The organism is Serratia marcescens (assembly GCF_001902635.1).
Classification (GTDB): domain Bacteria; phylum Pseudomonadota; class Gammaproteobacteria; order Enterobacterales; family Enterobacteriaceae; genus Serratia; species Serratia marcescens_F.
In genome coordinates this window covers 102,591-122,532 of sequence record NZ_MJAO01000007.1, presented here as the reverse complement: position 1 = coordinate 122,532, position 19,942 = coordinate 102,591, and the positions used below count along the sequence as shown (strand labels likewise).

The following is a 19,942-nucleotide window of genomic DNA, read 5'->3' as shown; positions in this document are numbered from 1 at the left end:
CTCGATACGCTATGTCAACCGTAACGCCTTCATGCCTCGAGATGCGCAATATCTCGATCGCCTTCGCCGGCTTCAACGCGCTGCAAGACGTGAACTTCACGCTGCGCGGCGGCTCAACCCATGCGCTGGTCGGCGCCAACGGCGCAGGCAAGTCGACGCTGATGGCGATCCTTTCTGGCGCCCACGACCACTACCGCGGCGAGATCCTGATCGACGGCCGTGCGGTGAATATCCATTCCCCGCTGCAGGCACGCCGCCACGGCATTCACGTGGTGCAGCAAGAGGTCGACGTCGCGCTGATCCCCACGCTGTCGGTGGCGGAAAACATCATGCTGGACTGGCTGAACGAGCCGGGCCATTGGTTGAACTGGGCGGAACTGCATCGCCGCGCCGCGCAGCTGTTGCAGCAATTGGCACTGCCGCTCAACCCGCGCAGGCGCATGGCGGACTGCACGCTGGCGGAAAAACAGCAGGTGCTGCTGGCGCGCGCGCTGTCACACCGCTGCCGTTTTCTGGTGCTCGACGAGCCGACTGCGCCGCTCGATCGCGCCGAGAGCGAACGCCTGTTTAACGTGGTGCGTCGCCTGCAATACGAAGGCATCGGCATCGTCTTTATTTCCCACCGCATCCACGAACTGAGCGACATTTGCGATCGGCTGACGGTGCTGCGCGACGGCCGCCGCGTCAGCGAAGACGCCATGCGCGGGCTGAGCGGCGAGCAGATCGTCGAGAAGATGCTCGGCCATCGGCTGGACGACATTTTCCCGCCGCCGCGCCCGCCGCACGCCGAGCGAACGCTGTTGCAGGTGCAGGGTTTGCACGATCGCCACAAGCTGCGCGACGTTTCGCTGCGGCTGCATGAGGGTGAGATCCTCGGCATCGCCGGGCTGGCTGGAGCCGGCAAAACCGAGCTGTGCAAGGCGCTATTCGGCGCCAGCGCCGCGCAACTTGAGCGTGGCGAACTGCGCGGGCAGCCCTGGGCGCCACGCGCGCCGCACCTGTCAGTCGAACAGGGGCTGGCGCTGGTGCCGGAAGAACGCCGTAAAGAAGGCATTTTTATCGATGAGGCGATCCCGATGAACCTGAGCGTCAGCGCCGACGACAGCTTCTCGCGCTGGAGCCTGTTCAGCCGGCGGCAGGAGCTGCGCTGGGCGCGCGAAGTCATGCAGCGCCTGAACATTCGCGCCTCGGGCCCGCAACAGCGGTTAGCGCGCCTGTCCGGCGGCAACCAGCAAAAAGTGGCGATCGGCAAATGGCTGCGCGGCGACGCCGAAGTGCTGATCTTTGACGAACCGACCAAGAGCGTGGACATCAAGGCCAAACAGGAGCTGTTCAGCCTGATCGACGGCCTGGCGCGCGCCGGCAAAGGCGTGATTTACGCCTCCGGCGAGTTCGCCGAGCTGATCGGCCTGTGCGATCGCATCTGCGTGTTGTGGGACGGCCGCATCGTGGCGGAGCTGAACGCCGCCGATATCGACGAAGACACCTTATTGCTCTATTCCACCGGAGGAACCCCTGCGTGAGTAAAGAATTAGCCCTGCGGCCTGCGCTGCCCTGGCGTCAACAGCTGTTCGATTTCCTCTACAAATGGGGCATGCTGCTGACCGTCGCGGCGTTGATCGCCCTGTTTGGCCTGGCGTCGGACAACTTTCTCGATGCCAGCAACATCATCAATATCCTGCGCTCGATCGCCATCGTGACGGTGATCGCCATCGGTGTGTCGATTTCGCTGTCGGTCGGCGGTTTCGATCTGTCGGTCGGCTCGACCGCCTCGCTGGCCAACGCGCTGGTGATTTCGCTGTTCGTCTGGCACGGGTTCGGCACCACCGGCGCCATCGTGGTGACGCTGCTGCTGTGCACGCTGGTCGGCCTGTTCAACGCCCTGCTGATCGTGGTGTTCAAAATCCCCGATATGCTGGCGACGCTGGCCAGCCTGTTCGTGATCCAGGGCGTGGCGATGACCTACAGCTACGGCGGTTCCATCACCCAAAACATGGTGCTGCCGAATGGCGACATGGCTGAAGGCCTGATCCCGGAGGTGTTTTCCGCCCTCGGCCAGGTGCCGGTGATCGTGCTGATCATGCTGGCGGTCACCGTAGCGGTGCAGCTGTTCCTGTCGCTGACCAAGCATGGCCGCCGCATGTATGCCATCGGCGGCAACCCCGAGGCCGCGCGCCTGTCGGGTATCCGCACCGTGCGTTACAGGGTTGCCGCTTACGTCATTTCTGCTTGGCTGGCGGCGCTTGGCGGCATCTTGCTGGCGTCACGTATCGGCTCTTCGCAGGTCAACGCCGGCAGCGGCTATCTGATGGATGCGGTGGCGGCGGCCTATATCGGCTTCTCCCTGGCCGGCGCCGGCAAACCCAATGCGCTCGGCACCCTGATCGGCGCGGTGATCCTCGGCGTGCTGCAAAACGGCCTGGTGATGCTGTCGGTCCCCTACTACGCCATGGACATTATCAAAGGCCTGGTGTTGGCGCTGGCGCTGGCCATCACCTACATCCAAAAACGTTAATCCCTTCGGCGCACGCTCGTTGCGCCGCTTTTCCCTTTAATTCATCCGGTTACCTTTCCCGCCACTCAAACCAGCATACAAATGATATGAATTATCATTAGCGTTTACATTCAGTAAAAAATCCTTACAATAGCCTCACGCAACGCTGACGAAGCGATGAATTTCTCAGCGAACTATGAATAATTTCATTAGAAATTCAGTTGGTTAATTACTTTCACTTCAAACCAGGAAAGGTTTACCTCATGGAAACGCCACGTTACAGCAAACTCGCCGCCTTGGTGATCGCCTCCTTCAGCGCCACCGCCGCACTGGCCGCGCCGCAGGACAGCGCCCAGGACACCATGGTCGTCACCGCCTCCGGCTTCCAGCAAAAAATTCAGGATTCCGCCGCCTCCATCTCGGTGATCCCACGCCAGCAAATCGAAGATAAAGCTTACCGCGACGTCACCGACGCGCTGAAAGACGTGCCGGGCGTTGTCGTCACCGGCGGCGCCAGCAGCAGCGACATCAGCATCCGCGGCATGTCCTCCAAGTACACGCTGATCCTGGTGGACGGCAAACGCGTTGACACCCGCGGTACCCGTCCGAACAGCGACAACGCCGGCATCGAACAGGGCTGGCTGCCGCCGATGGAAGCCATCGAGCGCATCGAAGTGGTGCGCGGGCCGATGTCTTCGCTGTACGGTTCCGACGCCATGGGCGGCGTCATCAACGTCATCACCCGCAAGACCTCCCGCACCGAGTGGAAAGGCTCGCTGCACGGCGACGCCACCCTTCAGGAAAACCGCGACTCCGGCGATCTGTTCCAGACCAACGCCTACGCGGCCGGCCCGCTGATTGAAGGCCTGCTTGGCCTGCGGGTCAACGGCCTGCTGTCGCGCCGCGCCGAAGATAAAATCGCCAACGGTTACAACGAACAACGTATGCGCAGCGGCACCGCGGTGTTCACGCTGACGCCGGACGAGAAAAACGAATTCGACTTCGAAATCGGTCGCTCGCTGCAGGATCGTAACAGCACGCCGGGCAAATCGGTGGTGACGGAACGCTGCAGCAAAGGCAAGTGCAAGCCGACCTCTCGCGGCGAAGATCTCTACACGCGCACCAACTACTCACTGACCCACAACGGTTATTACGACTTCGGCAACTCCACCAGCTACGTTCAGCGGGAAGAGACCAATAACCCGGGGCGCAAGATGAAGATGTACAACACCATCTTCAACACCCAGAACCAGTTCGAGCTGGGCTCCCACATGCTGAACCTCGGCGGCCAGTACCGCTACGAAAAACTGGGCGACAGCGGCAACCAGCTCAGCTCGGCAAAAGACGTCAACCAGCTGACGCGCTGGAGCTGGGCGCTGTTCGCCGAAGACGAATGGGCGCTGACCAACGACTTCAGCCTGACCAGCGGCATCCGTATGGACCGCGATCAGAACTTCGGCAGCCACTGGTCGCCGCGCATGTACGGCGTGTGGCACCTGACCGAGCAGTGGACGATGAAAGGCGGCGTGTCCGCCGGCTACCGTTCGCCGGATCTGCGCCAATCCTCCGCCAGCTGGGGCCAGGTCACCGGCGGCGGCGTGCGTAACGGCATTATCGTCGGCAACCCGGATCTGCAGCCAGAGAAGAGCCTGAGCGAAGAGATCGGCCTGATGTGGGACAACCTGAAAGGCGTCAACGCCGGCGTGACGGTCTTCAACACCGATTTCAAAAACAAGATCACCGAAGTGCGCCGCTGCGAAGACACGCCGGACTGCAAGATCGGCAACGATGTCTATGACTTTATCAGCGATCGCGTCAACGTCGACAAAGCCAATATGCGCGGCGTAGAAGCCACCTTCGGCTGGCAGATCAATAAAGACTGGAAGTGGAACACCAACTATACCTACACCGCCTCCGAGCAGAAGAGCGGCGAGTTCCAGGGTAAAGCGCTCAACCAGATGCCGAAGCACATGCTGAACACCGTGCTGGACTGGCAGGCCACGCAAGACCTCAGCCTGTGGTCGCGCGTCAACTTCCGCAGCCGCACCTCAGACTATCTGAGCCGCACCTCGATGGAGACCAGCACGCCGTCCTACACCTTCGTCGATGCCGGCCTGAGCTATCAGGCGGCGAAGAACCTGCAGCTGACCGGCGGGGTCTACAACATCCTCGACAAAACCGTGGATTATGACCACTACCGCACCACGCTGGACGGCCGCCGTTACACCGTCGGCATGACCTACAACTTCTGATGCCCCTGGGCGCGCGCTGCGCGCCCTTTTGATTCCATCACACTGAGGAAGCCCCATGACATTACGCCGATCCCCCCTGATGATCGCCCTGCTGGCCGCTATGGCGCTGGCGGGTTGCCATAGCAAAACCGACACGCCGATAGCCCAGACGCCGGTGACGGTCAACGTCCAGCACCTGAACGGCAGCACCGAGGTGAAGAAACACCCGCAGCGCATCGTCGTGCTGGATTACGCTTCGCTGGAAACGCTGCAGCTGTTGGGCGTCGAGCCGCTGGCGCTGCCCGGCAACCGCAAGAATTTGCCGGATAGCCTGAAGCGCTATCAGGACGACAAATACCTCAATGCCGGTACCCTGTTCGAGCCGAATATGGCCGTGCTGCGCGCCGCCAAACCGGATCTGATCCTGATCGCCGGCCGCGCATCCAAAGCCTATGACGAGCTGAACGCGCTGGCACCAACGCTGAATATGTCCGTCGATCAGCAGGATCAGTTGGGCAGCCTGAAACAGCGTACTCTGCAGCTGGGCGAGCTGTTCGATAAACAGCAGCAGGCGCAGGCGGCGGTAGATAAGCTGGATGCGCAGATCGCAGCGGTCAAACCGCAGGCCGCCCAGGCCGGGCGCGGGCTGGTGGTACTGTTCTCCGGCGGCAAAATCAGCGCCTACGCCCCCAAAAGCCGTTTCAGCTTCGTCTATGACACCCTCGGCTTCTCGTCCGCACTGCAGTCCGACGAAAAAGACGTGCGCGGCAACAAGCTGACGCCTGAACAAGTGGCCAAGCTGAACCCGGACTGGCTGTTCATCATCGATCGCGATGCGGCGACTGGGCGGCCGAACGCGGTAGCGCCGCAGAAGGTTCTCACCACCACCGCGCTGAAGAAGACCGCGGCGGTGAAAAAAGGCCAGGTGGTTTACCTACCGGCGGCCGAAGTTTATCTGTCCGGCGGCATCGTCACCGCCCAGCACGTCGTCGAACGCGTGAGTGAGGCCTTGAACCACGCTGCGCGATAAAAAAAGCCCGGCGATGCCGCAATGCTGGTCAGCTAAGCCTGACTGGCATTTTTTTATCCGGTCTCTGTACGTTCAGTGCAGAAGAAATTGCCGTAAATATCCCGAATTTCTCTGCAACTCCGATGAACGGCAATTGGAGGGGCCCCGAAGGGGCGAGGTCCAGGGATGGGCTGAGTAACGTTGGCAAAGGCACAGGTTGCAAGGGATCGCACCTACGCTCCCTTGCTCGGTCGAGGCGCATGAGTCTCATGGAGCATCTCACTTTTATCGACCGAAAACATCACCGACATCTTCAGAAAAAAGCTAACTGACAAGCATTACGGCCATGCCGGGCTTTTTCTTGGGTTAAATGGTCGGCTGATTCACCAGGCCGTCTATCAACACCTGCGGCGAACCCTGCGAACAGCGCTCGATGCGCCCGCGCACGCCATAGACCCGCGCCAGGCTCTGCGGCGTAATCACCTGCTCCGGCGCGCCGTCGGCGATCAGATCGCCATCCTGCAGCATCAGCACGTGGTCGCCGTGGCGCAGCGCGATGTTGATGTCGTGTACCACCACCACCGTCACGATATTGCGCTTGCGGGTTTCGCGGCGCACCAAATCCATCACGTGGAACTGATAGTTGAGATCGAGCGCGCTCAGCGGCTCATCCAACAGCAGCAGCGACGGTTGACGGATCAGCGACTGCGCCAACCCCACCAGCTGTTTCTGGCCGCCGGACAGCTGATCGAGATAGCTCAGCGCCAGATGGGCGATGCCCAACTGTTCCAGCAGGGCCATCACTTCCGCTTCGCTGCCGGCGTTGCTGCGGCCGCCCGAGGCGCGCTGCGCCACGATGATCGATTCCAGCACGTGCAGATGCACCCCGGCTGGCAGCGACTGCGGCAGATACACCACTTTCTCCGCCCGGCGGGCGAACGGCATCTGCATCAGATCGCCGTCGTCCAGCCACAGCTTGCCCTGCGCCGGGTTCAGCCCGGCCAGCGAGCGCAGCAGCGTCGATTTTCCGCTGCCGTTCGGCCCCAGCAACACGGTGATTTGCCCGCGCGGCAGCATCGGCACCGAGAGATCGGCGATCACCTGGCGTTTCGGGTAACCCGCCGAGAAATTTTCTATCCGCAAGCCCTGGCTCATACGTTCCCCCGGTGACGCAAAATAATACTCAGGAAGAACGGCACCCCGACCAGCGACGTGACGATACCCACCGGGATGATCACACCGGGCACCAAATTCTTCGACGCCACCGAGGCCATCGACAGCACCAACGCGCCGATCAGCGCGCTGGCCGGCAGATAGAAGCGGTGATCTTCGCCGAAGATCATGCGGGCGATGTGCGGCGCCACCAGGCCGATAAAGCCGATCGGCCCGACGAACGCCACCGCCAGCGCGGAAAGAATGCTGATGCGCAGCAGCGTGGCCAGCCGCAGACGGCGCACGTCGATGCCGAAGCTCACCGCCCGGTCTTCACCCAGACGCAGCGCGGTCAGTTTCCACGAGCTCATCATCGACAGCGGCAGCAGTACGGCGAATACCCCGAACAGGATACCCAGTTTGTCCCACGAGGCGCGCGCCAGGCTGCCCATCGTCCAGAACACCAGCCCTTGCAGCGTGTCCTCGCTGGCGATGAACTGCATCATCGACACCAGTGCGTTGAAGGTAAACACCAGCGCGATGCCGAACAGCACCACACCGGAGGTGGCGACCCGCGTCCAGCGCGTGATACCGTCCAGCATCAGCGCGGCGAACAGCGCGAAGATAAAGGCGTTGGCGGAGATAAACCACTGATCGGGAATGCCCGGAATGCCGATGCCCAGAACGATTGCCAACGCGGCGCCGAACGCCGCGGCGGAAGACACGCCGAGAGTAAAGGGGCTGGCCAACGGGTTATTCAGGATGGTTTGCATTTCCGCACCGGCCAGGCCGAGCGCAAAGCCCACCACCACCGCCATCAGCGCATAGGGCAGGCGGATGTCCCAGACGATCACCCGCGTACCGGCATCGGCCGCGGCGGGATCGAGCAACGTTTGCCACAAAGAGGACAGCGACAGGCCAGACGGCCCCATGGTGAAGTCCAGCAGCAGCGACCCCATGATCGCCAATGCCAACACGCCCATCATCAACAGGCGATGGCGAAGAATATGCTGATAACGCCCCATCACGCCGGCGTCGGATTGCCCCTTGGCTTCAGTCATGGGATCGGTGGATACGCTCATTAGTTAGGATACCTGTTACAACCATCATGACAGCGGCGCGAAAACGCCCGCCGTAAACCGGAAAGTGCGCGGCGACAGCCTGCGCGCAGCCGTTAACAATAAAGCAAACGATAATACTTATCAATCATATCTATAGGTAAAAACGGCGTTGTCAAAATGTAATAATTTGTTTTTACTCGCCATTTTTCAGCCCGTCGCTTTTCTCTCGTTAACGGCCATTAGGTTCATTATTCTGAAAATTATTCCTGATCCGACCAGACTCTGACAAATGATGAAAAAACCACATAGAATCCAAAACCAAAGCACCGCGCGTGCAAAAAACTTTCAGGCCGCCGCAAGGGCGGCCTTATTGACGAGGCTGTAATGAGAAGTCCATCTCCGGCGATAACGCCCAAACGCCCGGCTCTGCTGAACTGGCTGTTGCACAGCCCGCTGCATGCCGATGACGAGCCGTTTCAACGCCAGCTGCGGCTCACGCTGACCCCCTCTCCGCTCACGCCCTGGCTGAACGCCGCGGCGCCGGCGGCGCTGTTGGTCGGTTACGCCTGGCTGAACCAGCGGCTGCTCGGCATCGGCCTATTGCTGTTGTTGCTGCTGCTGACCGCCGGGCGCGGCTGGCTGGCGCGCCGGCGTCAACCCACCTGGCCGAACGCCATGCTGGTGATGGTGTTGCTGTGGGCGGTGCTGGTCGGCGCCAGCGCCGCTCTGGCGATGCTGTCGGGCCGTTTCGTGCTGATTCTGTTCGCCGGGCTGACGGTGACCGCCCTGGCCTGCTGGCTGATGCAGCGCCACGCCGCCGCCCCACGCTTTGCGCTGTTGGAGGTCATCGCGCTGACCTTGCCCTACCTGCTGGCAGCGCCGCTGTCGCGCGTGCAAAACCTGTTTCTCCTCGCCGACCTCGCGCCGCTGTGGCTGGTGCTGGCGCACGGCATCATCGTTCGCTACCACCGCCAACTGGTGCAACGCGTCACGCTGGCCTGGGAAAAACAGCAGGCGTCCCACCGCGATCGCCTGACCGGCTTCCTCAACCGCGCGGGCGGCGAGGCGGTGATGCGCGACATCTGTCGCCCCGGCACGGCGCAACCGATCTCCCACCTGTTCATTCTTGAGTTCGGCCCGCTGGCGGCGCTCTACCAAAGCCACGGCGTCCAGATCGGCGACGACGTGCTGCGTACCGTCGGCGTGCGTCTCAAGACGCTGATCCGCCCCAGCGACTACGTCTGCCGTTATACCGGCGGCCTGTTTTTGATTCTGGTGCACGATCTGCCTTACGGCGCGGAAAGCGAATTCCTGGCGCGCATTGTGCCGCCGTTGGAGGCGCCCTACGATTTTGGCGCGTTCGGCGAGGTGAACATGCAGCTTAACGCCGGCATTCTGGCGCTGACGCAGGATTACGCGACGGTGGACGGCTTGATGAGCTCGGCGCAGCAGGCGCTGGCGGAAGCGAAAGGCGGGAGAAAGTAAAACCAAACGCGGCGGGGATCCCCGCCGCGCGTCATGCACCGAAAATTACTTCACGTTCATCTTCGGGAATTCCATTTCGCTGTACTTCACGACACGAGTGCCGCGCGACAGCTTGTAACCGAACCAGATCAGCAGGAACAGCGGAATGCCGATATAGGTCGCGGTCACGCCGTACCAATCGATCTTGTCTTGCAGGAAGGCCTGGTAGTTCTGGCCCAGGGTAATGATCAGGCACAGCACGAAGGCGAAGATCGGCCCCAGCGGGAAGAACCCGGAACGGTACGGCAAGTCATTCAGATCGCGCCCCTGCAGCATGTAACCGCGACGGAAGCGATAATGGCTGATGGCGATGCCCAACCAGGCGATGAAGCCGGTCATGCCGGAGGTATTCAGCAGCCACAGGTAAACCGACTGGTTGCCGAACATCGAGGTCAGGAAGCACAGCCCGGCCACCACGCAGGTCGCGTACAGCGCATTGCGCGGCACGCCGCCTTTCGACAGCTTGGCGAAGATGCGCGGTGCCTTGCCTTCCGCAGCCAGGGTATACAGCATGCGGGTGGAGGCGTACATGCCCGAGTTACCGGCAGACAGCACCGCCGTCAGAATCACCGCGTTCATCACCGCCGCCGCCGACAGCAGCCCGGCATGTTGGAACACCAGGGTGAACGGGCTGACGCTGATGTCTTTCACGTCGTTGCGCAGCAGGCTCGGATCGGTATAAGGGATGATCAGGCTGATGATCAGAATGGCGAAGATATAGAACAGCAGGATACGCCAGAACACCTGACGCACCGCACGCGGGATGTTTTTACCCGGGTTTTCCGATTCGCCGGCCGCGATGCCGATCAGTTCAGTGCCCTGGAACGAGAAGCCGACGATCATCGCCACGCCGATCATCGCCGAGAAGCCGCCGGCGAACGGCGCGTCGCCCACCGTCCAGTTTTGCCAACCGGCGTGCTCACCGCCCTTCAGTATGCCGACAATCATCAACACGCCGACGGCGATGAAGATAATCACGGTGCTGACTTTGATCAGCGCGAACCAGTATTCTGCCTCGCCGAACCCTTTCACCGAAATGTAGTTCAGCAGGAACATCAGGCCGAGGAACAGCGCGCTCCAGATCCAGCCGGGGGTGTCCGGGAACCAGTAGTTCATCACCAACTGTGAGGCCACCAGGTCAACGGCGATGGTCACCGCCCAGTTGTACCAGTAGTTCCAGCCCAGCGCGAAGCCGAAGCCTTCTTCCACGTATTTGGCGCCGTAGGTGGAGAATGAACCGGAAACCGGCATAAAGGCCGCCAGTTCGCCCAGGCTGGTCATCAGGAAGTACACCATCAAACCGATCAAGGCGTAAGACAGCAGCGCCCCGCCGGGGCCAGCCTGAGAAACCGTGGCCCCCGAGGCGACGAACAGGCCGGTGCCGATGGAGCCGCCGATGGCGATCATGGTCAAATGCCGGGCTTTCAGCTCGCGGCGCAATCCGGGTGCTTGCTGCCCCGATGTTTTTATATCCTGCTGAGCCATTCGTACCCTATCTGCTCTTTGAAAAATGAGGGCGGATTGTAACAAATACCCGCCGGTGAACTAGCAACATTGCACTGATATAAGATAGCTTCATAATTCAGAGGCAATTATTAGCCGCGGCCCTTATGGCCTTACTTACTCTCATTAATGTGAGCGCGCGCAGGTTTTTATGCTTTTGCCGGCCTGCGCGGCGACAGAGGAATTTGCGCGACGGCGGTTACAGGGCGCAATAGCTGAGAAAACGCTGTAACGCGTTGGAGACGTGCTTTTGGCGATGGCGAATCAGGTACAGAGTGCGCCGCAGCGGCGCCAGCGGTACCGGCAGTTCCACCAACGCGCCGCTGGCCAATTGTTCAGCCACCACTCGCCGCGACAAGCAGCTGATGCCGATGCCGTGCCGCACCGCGTGTTTGATCGCCTCCGAGTTGCCCAGCTCCATCACCAGCTGGAAATGCGGCAGGTGCGCCAACAGCAGGTGATCCAACACCTCGCGGGTGCCCGAGCCGCGTTCGCGCAGGATCCACGGCGCATCGGCCAATGCCGCCAACGTCGGCGGCTGCCGGGTCAGCGGGTTGTCGGGCGCGGCGAACACCACCAGCTCATCCTCCAGCCACGGCTGGGTCACCAGCTCCGGCATATGGCAAGGCCCTTCGATCAGCCCCAGATCGACGCGGAAATCCGCCACCGCCACGATCACGTCCTGGCTGTTGCCGACGTTCAGCTCCAGCGGCGCAGCCGGAAAGTCCCGGCGATAGCGGGCGATCATCTCCGGCAGCATATAGTTGCCGATGGTGCTGCTGGCGGCGATGCGCAACGCCCCACCGTCATGGCGAAACAGCTGCTCGATCTCCCCCGCCTGTTCCAACAGCGCCAGCGCCTTGGGATACAACAACCGGCCGTGCTCGTTGATCACCAGCCGTTTGCCGACGCGGTCAAACAGCTGCACGCCCAGCTGCCCCTCCAGATCCGCCAGCGCCGCGCTGACCGCCGACTGCGACAGCGCCAGCACCACCGAGGCCTGAGTGGTCGAACCGCTTTTCAGCACTTCGGTGAAGACTTCCAGTTGACGCAACGTGATATGCATAGCCGTCCCGGTATTGAAAGAGGGTCCTGCAAGAGAACCACAACATGATGTCAACAATGCGTGGGCAGCCCGGCAAAGGCTGCCCCGTTTGTGGCCTAGAGCGGCGCGCTACTTGCCCAAAGCGACCAGCTGCGACGCGGCGGCCAGCACCGCCTCGCGCGGCGTGCCGGTTTCGTCTCGCAGTATTAATCGCAGCATTGCCACGAGATTGTCGCGATCGAGCGTTTTGTTTTCTTCAATCAAACGTCGCACCGCGCGCCCCACTTCCTGATCGACCTGCTCTCTGCGTTGATCGTCGGTATCCATCGCCTGCTCCTGTTCAGTTGGAAAATTGACGGCAGCTCGCCGTTCCTCCTCACCCTAGCCACAATGCGGCCTGATGCCAATGCCTGACCCAATACCACTTATTCAGATAGGTTATAAATATATAATCAATTTCTCTTTTATTCAGCCCAAACGTACTCTTAGCGGCAAGAAACAGACTGAAGGACTGACTTTATGGCGACTGATACCACTCATACTTATCCCGAGCGACGCTTTCCGCTGTTCGGCCTGCCGCGGCTGGTGCCGGGGCTACTGCTGACCGGCGCGCTCACCGCGCTGGCCGTCTGGGCCGGCGACATTCCCTGGGTGGCGGAGCTGGGCCTGGGGGCGCTGACGCTGGCAATCCTGCTCGGCATTCTGGTGGGCAACACGCTGTATCCCCGGCTGCAGACCGCTTGTCATAGCGGCGTACAGCTGGCCAAACAGCGCCTGCTGCGCCTGGGTATTATCCTTTACGGTTTCCGGCTGACCTTTCAACAGATCGCCGACGTGGGCGCCAGCGGCATCATCATCGACGCGCTGACCCTGACCACCACCTTCCTGCTGGCCTGCTGGCTCGGCAAGAAAGTGTTCGGCATCGACAGCCAGACCGCGATGCTGATCGGCGCCGGCAGCAGCATCTGCGGCGCGGCGGCGGTGATGGCCACCGAGCCGGTGCTGAAGGCCGATTCCAGCAAAGTGGCGGTGGCGGTCTCGACCGTGGTGGTGTTCGGCACCCTGGCGATCTTCGCCTACCCGTGGCTGTATCAGCTGAATGAACACTTCCAGTGGCTGCCGTTCAGCCAGGAAACCTTCGGCATCTACGCCGGTTCCACCATCCACGAAGTGGCTCAGGTGGTCGCCGCCGGGCACGCCATCGGGCCTGACGCCGAAAATGCCGCGGTGATCGCCAAAATGATCCGCGTGATGATGCTGGCGCCGTTCCTGCTGCTGCTGTCGGGCTACATCAGCCGCGGCAACGCCGGCAAGGCGGAAAAATCCGCCATCACCATCCCGTGGTTCGCCGTGCTGTTTATCGCCGTCGCCGGGCTGAACTCCTTCAACCTGCTGCCGGCCACGCTGGTACGGCACCTGATCACCGCCGACACCTGGATGCTGGCGATGGCGATGGCGGCACTGGGATTGACCACCCACATCAGCGCCGTGCGCCAGGCCGGGGTGAAACCGATTCTGCTGGCCACGCTGCTGTTCGTCTGGTTGCTGGTCGGCGGTGGCGCGATAAACCAGCTGGTGCAACACCTGCTCTGATCCCCTCGGTGGCCCGCTTCAGCGGGCCGATTCTTTTCCGCCATTCAATCCGCCCGCCATCAATGCCATAATGTCACCGATAACACAGGAGAATGAAGATGAAGTTTGTCGGGGCACATGTCAGCGCGTCAGGCGGCGTGGATCAAGCGGTTATCCGCGCGCACGAATTGGAGGCGACCGCGTTCGCCCTGTTCACCAAAAATCAGCGTCAATGGAAGGCCGCACCGCTGGCCGCCGACGTGATCGATAAGTTCAAGAGCGCCTGCGCGCAGTACGGCTTCGGGCCGGGGCAAATCCTGCCGCACGACAGTTACCTGATCAACCTGGGCCACCCGGTGACCGACGCGTTGGAAAAATCGCGCGAAGCGTTCATCGACGAGCTGCAACGCTGCGAACAGCTGGGGCTGACGCTGCTGAACTTCCACCCGGGCAGCCACCTGTTGCAAATCGATGAAGACAAGTGCCTGGCGCGCATCGCAGAGTCGATCAACATCGCGCTGGATAAAACCGCCGGCGTAACGGCGGTGATCGAAAACACTGCCGGCCAGGGCAGCAATCTGGGCTTCAAGTTCGAGCATCTGGCGGCGATCATCGACGGCGTGGAAGACAAGAGCCGCGTCGGCGTCTGCATCGATACCTGCCACGCCTTCGCCGCCGGTTACGATCTGCGCACCGAAGAAACCTGCGAGCACACCTTTAAACAGCTCGGCGACATCGTTGGCTTCAACTACCTGCGCGGCATGCACCTGAACGACGCCAAAAGCGAATTCAACAGCCGCGTCGACCGCCACCACAGCCTGGGTGAAGGCAACATCGGCAAAACGGTGTTCAGCTACATCATGCGCGATCCGCGTTTCGACAACATCCCGCTGATTCTGGAGACGGTGAACCCGGATATCTGGGCGGAAGAGATCGCCTGGCTGAAGGCGCAACAGTAAAGCGTAAATGCCTCGCCGCTCGCCTAAGCGCGAGCGGTTTCCCCCACCGCGTGCTCCGCCGCCAGCATGGCGCAGAACTGGTGCAGCGTCTCTTCATCCAGGCCCGCAGCCCTGAACACGGCGGTGGTAAAGCTGACCGGTGCCGATCCCGGTGCCGTAATGACACGGTCATCCACGACGGCGGCGGCGCTCGCGACAAAATGACGTTCCCCAATGTAGTTCTCGGCATGGCGCGTTAAGAAAGCGGCGTCGTTGGAGGTATGCGCCCTGCCGTTCAGCAGGCCGGCCCGCGCCAGAGCCAACGTCCCACCGCAAATGCCCGCCAGAGTCGCGCCGCGTTGCAGCTGCTCGTTGAGCAACGCGCTGATATCCGGCGCCCGTTCGGTTTCCCACAGGGTGCCGCCGACCACCACGACCGCATCAGGGTGCCAATCCGCCAATTCGGCTACGCTTTTTTCAACCTCTACCGTCAGCCCGCCCTGGGAGCGAAACTTTCCGACCTGCGGCGCAAAAAATGCCACGTCCAGCCCATAAAACGGCCCGCCAACGCCGGCGATAAGCGCATATTCCCAGTCGGCAAAACCGGGCGTCAGGATAAGCGCAACTTTTTTAGCTGTAGCCACTGATTAATCTCCTTGATTCATGCTTGGTTCTCAGGCGCAACGCCGAGCTTCCATCTTAGAAATCATTGTGATTTTTAGCCAGGAGCAAATCGTGCTAACTGCTTATCGCACAAACAAAAACGCGCAGCTCAAGGCTGCGCGTTTTGGCGGTATCAGCGTCAGTTACGCCGCGGCGGCGGCCGACGTTTCAGCGCGTTTCAGCAGGGCGTAAGCCACGCCCGCCAGCAGCGTTCCGGCGGCGATCGCCACCAGGTACAGCAGCACCGGCGTGATCGCGCCCGGGATCAGCAGCACAAACAGCCCGCCGTGCGGTGCCATCAGCTTGGCGCCGAACGCCATCGACAGCGCACCGGTCAACGCCCCGCCGGCAATGCAGCACGGCAGCACGCGCATCGGGTCACGGGCCGCGAACGGAATGGCCCCTTCAGAGATAAAGCACAGGCCCAGCACCAGCGCCGCTTTGCCGCCTTCCCGTTCGGATTTCTCGAACTTGCTGCGCGCCAGCAGCGTCGCCAGGCCCATCGCCAGCGGCGGCACCATACCGGCGGCCATGATCGCCGCCATCGGCGCATACACCGAGGAGCTGAGCAGCGCCACGCCGAAGGCGTAGGCCGCCTTGTTCACCGGGCCGCCCATATCGGTGCACATCATCGCGCCGAGAATCGCGCCCAACAGCACCGCGTTGGCGGTGCCCAGCGATTGCAGCCAATGGGTCAGGCCTTCCATGATTTTCGCGACCGGCGTGCCGACCACGTAAATCATGATAAGACCGGTGATCAGGCTGGCCACCAGCGGAATGATCAGGATCGGCTTCAGCGCTTCCATGCTCTGCGGCAAGCGCAGCTTGCTGCTGATCGCCCTGGCAACGTAGCCCGCCAGGAAACCGGCGATGATGCCGCCGAGGAACCCGGCGCCGGTGCTCACCGCCAGCATGCCGCCGATCAGGCCCGGCGTCAGCCCCGGACGATCGGCGATGGAAAAGGCGATGAAACCGGCCAATACCGGCACCATCAGCGCAAAGGCGGAGCCGCCGCCGATCTGCATCAACGCCGCCGCCAGCGTGCCTTTGACCTCAAACGCCTTGATGCCGAACACGAACGACAGCGCAATGCACAGGCCGCCGGCCACCACCATCGGCAACATGTAGGAGACACCGGTCAGCAGGTGGCGGTACGGGCCGTTGCCCTCTTTCTTCTTGCCCGCCGGCGCCGCGCCGCCGCGCTGCTGCGGCTGGAACACCTCGGCTTCGGCCTGCGCCTTGTCCAGTTCCTGAGCGGTTTTCTTCAACGCCAGGCCGGTGGAGGTGCGATACATCGGCTTACCGGCAAACTTGTCCAGATCCACCTCGATATCCGCCGCGACGATCACCAGATCTGCCGCCGCCACTTCTTCCGGGGTGATGGCGTTGCCGGCGCCGACGGAGCCGCGCGTTTCCACCTTCACCCACCAGCCGCGCTTCTTCGCTTCGCTTTCAATGGCCTCAGCCGCCATAAAGGTGTGCGCCACGCCGGTCGGGCAGGCGGTGATCGCCACGATGCGTTTTTGCCCGGCGGCCTGCGCCTGCGGTGCCTGATAGGTTTCAGCCTCGGCGTTGGCCCGCGCCAGGAAAGCTTCCGGCTCGCGCACCGCCAGCTCGACATCGCCCACATACACCCATTTGCCGTTCAGCCCGGCGTCAGCAGGAGCAGCCTGCCCCGCCACCACCACCCGTTCAGCGTCCTGCAGCGACTCGACCAGCGTCAGGCCGGTTTTGGCCGCGGCGGCCTCCAGCATGCGTTTCGCCAGGTGGCCACGGGCCTGCCCCAGCGAACTGTCTACCATCAGCAGCGTTTTCATTCTGCCTCCTGCTATTGATTGAAAGGTTTCAGATCGACGCGCGCCATCATCGCGGCCAACTGGGGACGATCGGTCACACCGACGTTGCTCTGGCTGACCGCCAGCGCCGCCACCGCCGTGGCCAGACGCAGGGTGTGCTCGCTGGATTCGCGCATCAGCAGGCCGTAAATCAGGCCACCGACCATCGAATCGCCGGCGCCCACGGTGCTGACCACCTCACAGGACGGCGGCTTGGCGATCCAGGCGCCGGAGGCGTTGACCCACAGCGCGCCTTCCGCGCCGAGGGAGATCACCACGTGAGCGATACCCTGCTCGCGCAGCGCATGTGCGGCCTCGACCACGTCCGCCAGCGTCGGCAACGGGCGGCCGGCCCAAATTTCCAGCTCGCGGCGATTCGGTTTGACCAGCCACGGCGAGGCCTTCAGCCCGGCGACCAGCGCTTCGCGGCTGCTGTCGAAAATGATGCACGGGCATTTGGCGCGCAGCTGGGTCATCCAGTCGGTAAAGGCGTCAGGATCGACGCCGGCCGGCAGGCTGCCGCTCACCGCCACCATATCGAACTGACCCAGCCAGCTCAGCGAGTCGCTGACGAAGCGATCCCAATCCTGCGGCGTCACTTCAAAACCGGAGAAGTTGAAGTCGGTCACTTCACCGTCTTTTTCCGTCAGCTTGACGTTGATGCGGGTGCGGCCCGGCACCACCTGAAAACGGTTGGCGATCCCCAGATCGCTGAACAGCAACTGGAAACCGTCCTGATTGTCTTTGCCCAGGAAGCCGCCGACGGTGACGTCGATGCCTAAATCTTTCAACACCTTGGCGACGTTGATACCCTTGCCGGCGGCGTGCAGGCCGGCGGTTTTTACCCGGTTGACTTCCCCGCGCTCGATCTCCGGGCAAAAGCCCACCAGATCGTACGCCGGGTTCAAGGTGATCGTTGCTACTCTTCTGCTCATGCTGCGCCCTCGCCCAGTCCTTCATTAATCGCTTCGCCGATCGCCTTCAGCGCGGCTTCAGCATCTTCTCCATTGGCGGTAAAGCGCAGGTGATGCCCTTTCTTCACGCCCAGCGCCACCACCTTCATCAGGCTGCGCCCGTTGGCCGGCTTGCCGCTGCCGTCCAGGTTGGTGACGGTGATGTCACTGTTAAAACTTTTGATCACGTTGACCAGCGCCGTGCCCGGCCGCGCATGCAGGCCGTGCTCGTTGCGGATCACGAACTCGGCGCTCAGCACGCTGCTCTCCTCGGCTACTTCGCTGGTCAGCAGCGCCAGCACCCCGGCGGCATCCGCCTTCAGCAAACGTTCAGCTTTGTTGGCCAGCAGCAAATCGCTGAGGTAGTTGAGCACCGCCAGCGGCTGCGCGTCGGCGACCGACACCGTCAGCAGCAGCGCCACCGGCTCGCCGTCTTCCTCGAAAGCCTGCGCCGGGCGGCTGACGGTGGCCGCGCTGGCCAGGTTGCCTTCGACGCTGTCGCTCAGCCAGATGCCCTGCCCCAGATTCAGCGGCTTGCGGGTGATGACATCACTGACGAACTGCGCATTGACCGCACCGGCCTTTTGCAGCCGGCCGGCGTTCAGCGCCTGCAGCGTCATCAGGCTGTCGGCGGCGACGTCGAGCGCAATCAGCGAAACGTCGAACTGGAATTCGGCGCTCTGTTGCTCGCCCATCAGCAGGCTGCGCAGCTCTTCCGCAGAGGTGGTTTTCGCCAATCGCTCCGCCACGCCGTCATCGCTCAGTACATGGGTCAGCTGGCGCAGCAGCGCCAAATGCTCGTCGGAACGGGCGGCAATGCCGATCGCCACATAGGCGGTCTGGCCTTCGCCCCACGCGATGCCCTGCGGGAACTGGAACACCTGCACGCCGGTTTTCAACACCAGATCGCGGGTATCGGTGGTGCCGTGCGGGATGGCGATGCCGTTGCCCAGATAGGTGGAGGTCTGCAGTTCGCGCTGCAGCATGCCGTCCACGTAGCCGGTGCTGACGCAGCCGGATTCGGTCAGGGCGGCGGCCACCTGACGGATGGCCTCCTGCTTGCCGGCGGCAGCGGCGCCCAGATGAATGTCTTGCGGTGACAACTGGAACATGATTCTCCTCTCCTGCTGAATTGAATCGTTTCAGCTTTATTGAGAAAAAGGAGCGTTACCCGCTCGCCCAAAGCGGCCGGATAACGCTGAAACGTTTCAAGGAGTGTGTGAGCAGCGCGGGACGAAAGCAAGCTTTCTCCCTTTCTCCATTGCAGATTTTTGAGCTTACGCACACTTTCGCCAGCGCATTGGCCAGCGCCGGGGCAAAATGACATACTGTTGCTGAAACTTTGCTGACGGAGAAAAGCATGAACGTAGTGACGGGCGTCGGGGTGATCATCGTCAACCCGCAAGGCGAGATTTTGTTGGGAAAACGCTGCGGCCAGCACGCGCCCTTCTGGTCGATCCCCGGCGGGCATCTGGATCCCGGCGAAACCTTCGAGCAGTGCGCCCAGCGTGAAATCGCCGAAGAGACTGGGCTGCGCATCGATCCGCCGCGCTTCGTCGGTGTCAGCAACAACCTGCAAACCTGGCGCGCCGAAGGCAAACACACGGTGTCTATTTGCCTGCTGGTGGAGCACCCCGGCGGTGAAGCCGAGCTGAAGGAGCCCGAGAAATGCGCCGAGTGGCGCTGGTGCGCGCCCGACGCCCTGCCGGAGCCGCATTTCGAAGCCAGCCGCACCGCCATTCGCCTGTGGTTGAGCGGCCACCCCTACCAGCCGGCGGCCTGACCCCAGCGCGAGCGCTCTCCCCCCTCTCTGCGCTCGCTTCCTCTGCCGTACAGCCCAACCGCTATATAACTCAGAATATAACGCTATTTTTTGCGATATATGCCCTTTTTTTGACTACGGATAACCCTATGGGGTTAACCCTCTTCTATCATTACCCCTGCAATCGACGCGGCATTCTG

17 protein-coding genes are annotated in these 19,942 nt (G+C 62.0%); 8 read left to right on the top strand and 9 right to left on the bottom strand.

Annotated features, from left to right (window positions below):
* Positions 1-11 precede the first annotated feature (11 nt).
* From BHU62_RS08910 to BHU62_RS08895, 4 genes are all read left to right on the top strand, one after another.
* Entirely contained in the window at positions 12-1,523 is a 1,512-nt protein-coding gene (locus BHU62_RS08910) for a sugar ABC transporter ATP-binding protein (RefSeq protein ID WP_073531585.1), read from the top strand.
* The gene (locus BHU62_RS08905; RefSeq protein WP_073531584.1) at positions 1,520-2,515 is read left to right on the top strand and encodes an ABC transporter permease; all 996 of its coding nucleotides are present in this window, start codon (positions 1,520-1,522) and stop codon (positions 2,513-2,515) included. The genes BHU62_RS08910 and BHU62_RS08905 overlap by 4 nt, the downstream gene beginning before the upstream one ends.
* 242 nt (positions 2,516-2,757) lie before the next feature.
* Positions 2,758-4,746, top strand: coding sequence for a ligand-gated channel protein (locus tag BHU62_RS08900; RefSeq protein ID WP_073531583.1), 1,989 nt, complete (start codon positions 2,758-2,760; stop codon positions 4,744-4,746).
* Between the two features lie 55 nt (positions 4,747-4,801).
* Positions 4,802-5,755 carry a siderophore ABC transporter substrate-binding protein gene (locus BHU62_RS08895; RefSeq protein WP_073531582.1) on the top strand — a complete coding sequence of 318 codons (954 nt, stop codon included), beginning with the start codon at positions 4,802-4,804 and terminating at the stop codon, positions 5,753-5,755.
* A gap of 345 nt (positions 5,756-6,100) precedes the next feature.
* Here BHU62_RS08895 and BHU62_RS08890 read toward each other — a convergent pair whose 3' ends face one another.
* Positions 6,101-6,889, bottom strand: a complete 789-nt coding sequence (locus BHU62_RS08890) for an ABC transporter ATP-binding protein (RefSeq protein ID WP_073531581.1) — start codon at positions 6,887-6,889, stop codon at positions 6,101-6,103.
* Positions 6,886-7,968 carry a FecCD family ABC transporter permease gene (locus BHU62_RS08885; RefSeq protein ID WP_073531580.1) on the bottom strand — a complete coding sequence of 361 codons (1,083 nt, stop codon included), beginning with the start codon at positions 7,966-7,968 and terminating at the stop codon, positions 6,886-6,888. Before BHU62_RS08885 ends, BHU62_RS08890 begins: the two co-directional genes overlap by 4 nt.
* Before the next feature lie 363 nt (positions 7,969-8,331).
* Between BHU62_RS08885 and BHU62_RS08880 the strand changes: the two genes are divergently transcribed.
* Positions 8,332-9,432, top strand: coding sequence for a GGDEF domain-containing protein (locus BHU62_RS08880; RefSeq protein ID WP_073531579.1), 1,101 nt, complete (start codon positions 8,332-8,334; stop codon positions 9,430-9,432).
* A gap of 45 nt (positions 9,433-9,477) precedes the next feature.
* Here BHU62_RS08880 and BHU62_RS08875 read toward each other — a convergent pair whose 3' ends face one another.
* The 3 genes from BHU62_RS08875 to BHU62_RS08865 form a co-directional block, all read right to left on the bottom strand.
* The gene (locus tag BHU62_RS08875; protein WP_073531578.1) at positions 9,478-10,956 is read right to left on the bottom strand and encodes an amino acid permease; all 1,479 of its coding nucleotides are present in this window, start codon (positions 10,954-10,956) and stop codon (positions 9,478-9,480) included.
* A 217-nt stretch (positions 10,957-11,173) separates the two neighbouring features.
* Entirely contained in the window at positions 11,174-12,040 is an 867-nt protein-coding gene (yieE, locus tag BHU62_RS08870; RefSeq protein ID WP_073531577.1) for a DNA-binding transcriptional regulator YeiE, read from the bottom strand.
* Between the two features lie 108 nt (positions 12,041-12,148).
* A complete protein-coding gene (locus tag BHU62_RS08865; protein ID WP_073531576.1) occupies positions 12,149-12,346 on the bottom strand; it encodes a hypothetical protein in 198 nt (65 codons plus the stop codon).
* Between the two features lie 192 nt (positions 12,347-12,538).
* On the opposite strand from BHU62_RS08865, the gene BHU62_RS08860 reads away from it, so the two are divergent.
* Together BHU62_RS08860 and nfo are read left to right on the top strand one after the other, a co-directional pair.
* Positions 12,539-13,612 carry a YeiH family putative sulfate export transporter gene (locus tag BHU62_RS08860; protein WP_073531575.1) on the top strand — a complete coding sequence of 358 codons (1,074 nt, stop codon included), beginning with the start codon at positions 12,539-12,541 and terminating at the stop codon, positions 13,610-13,612.
* A 98-nt stretch (positions 13,613-13,710) separates the two neighbouring features.
* Positions 13,711-14,550, top strand: a complete 840-nt coding sequence (gene nfo / locus BHU62_RS08855) for a deoxyribonuclease IV (protein ID WP_073531574.1) — start codon at positions 13,711-13,713, stop codon at positions 14,548-14,550.
* A gap of 23 nt (positions 14,551-14,573) precedes the next feature.
* Here nfo and BHU62_RS08850 read toward each other — a convergent pair whose 3' ends face one another.
* The 4 genes from BHU62_RS08850 to fruB form a co-directional block, all read right to left on the bottom strand.
* Positions 14,574-15,173: a DJ-1/PfpI family protein gene (locus BHU62_RS08850; protein ID WP_073531573.1), complete on the bottom strand. Its 600-nt coding sequence runs from the start codon at positions 15,171-15,173 to the stop codon at positions 14,574-14,576.
* A 162-nt stretch (positions 15,174-15,335) separates the two neighbouring features.
* On the bottom strand, positions 15,336-17,009 hold the full coding sequence (fruA, locus tag BHU62_RS08845) for a PTS fructose transporter subunit IIBC (RefSeq protein ID WP_073531572.1): 1,674 nt from the start codon (positions 17,007-17,009) through the stop codon (positions 15,336-15,338).
* Between the two features lie 11 nt (positions 17,010-17,020).
* Positions 17,021-17,962 carry a 1-phosphofructokinase gene (gene fruK, locus BHU62_RS08840; protein WP_073531571.1) on the bottom strand — a complete coding sequence of 314 codons (942 nt, stop codon included), beginning with the start codon at positions 17,960-17,962 and terminating at the stop codon, positions 17,021-17,023.
* Complete coding sequence (fruB, locus tag BHU62_RS08835; protein WP_073531570.1) at positions 17,959-19,092, bottom strand: fused PTS fructose transporter subunit IIA/HPr protein; 1,134 nt, start codon at positions 19,090-19,092, stop codon at positions 17,959-17,961. The genes fruK and fruB overlap by 4 nt, the downstream gene beginning before the upstream one ends.
* 248 nt (positions 19,093-19,340) lie before the next feature.
* Between fruB and BHU62_RS08825 the strand changes: the two genes are divergently transcribed.
* Complete coding sequence (locus BHU62_RS08825) at positions 19,341-19,763, top strand: nucleotide triphosphate diphosphatase NUDT15 (RefSeq protein ID WP_073531568.1); 423 nt, start codon at positions 19,341-19,343, stop codon at positions 19,761-19,763.
* The last annotated feature ends 179 nt before the right edge of the window (positions 19,764-19,942 follow it).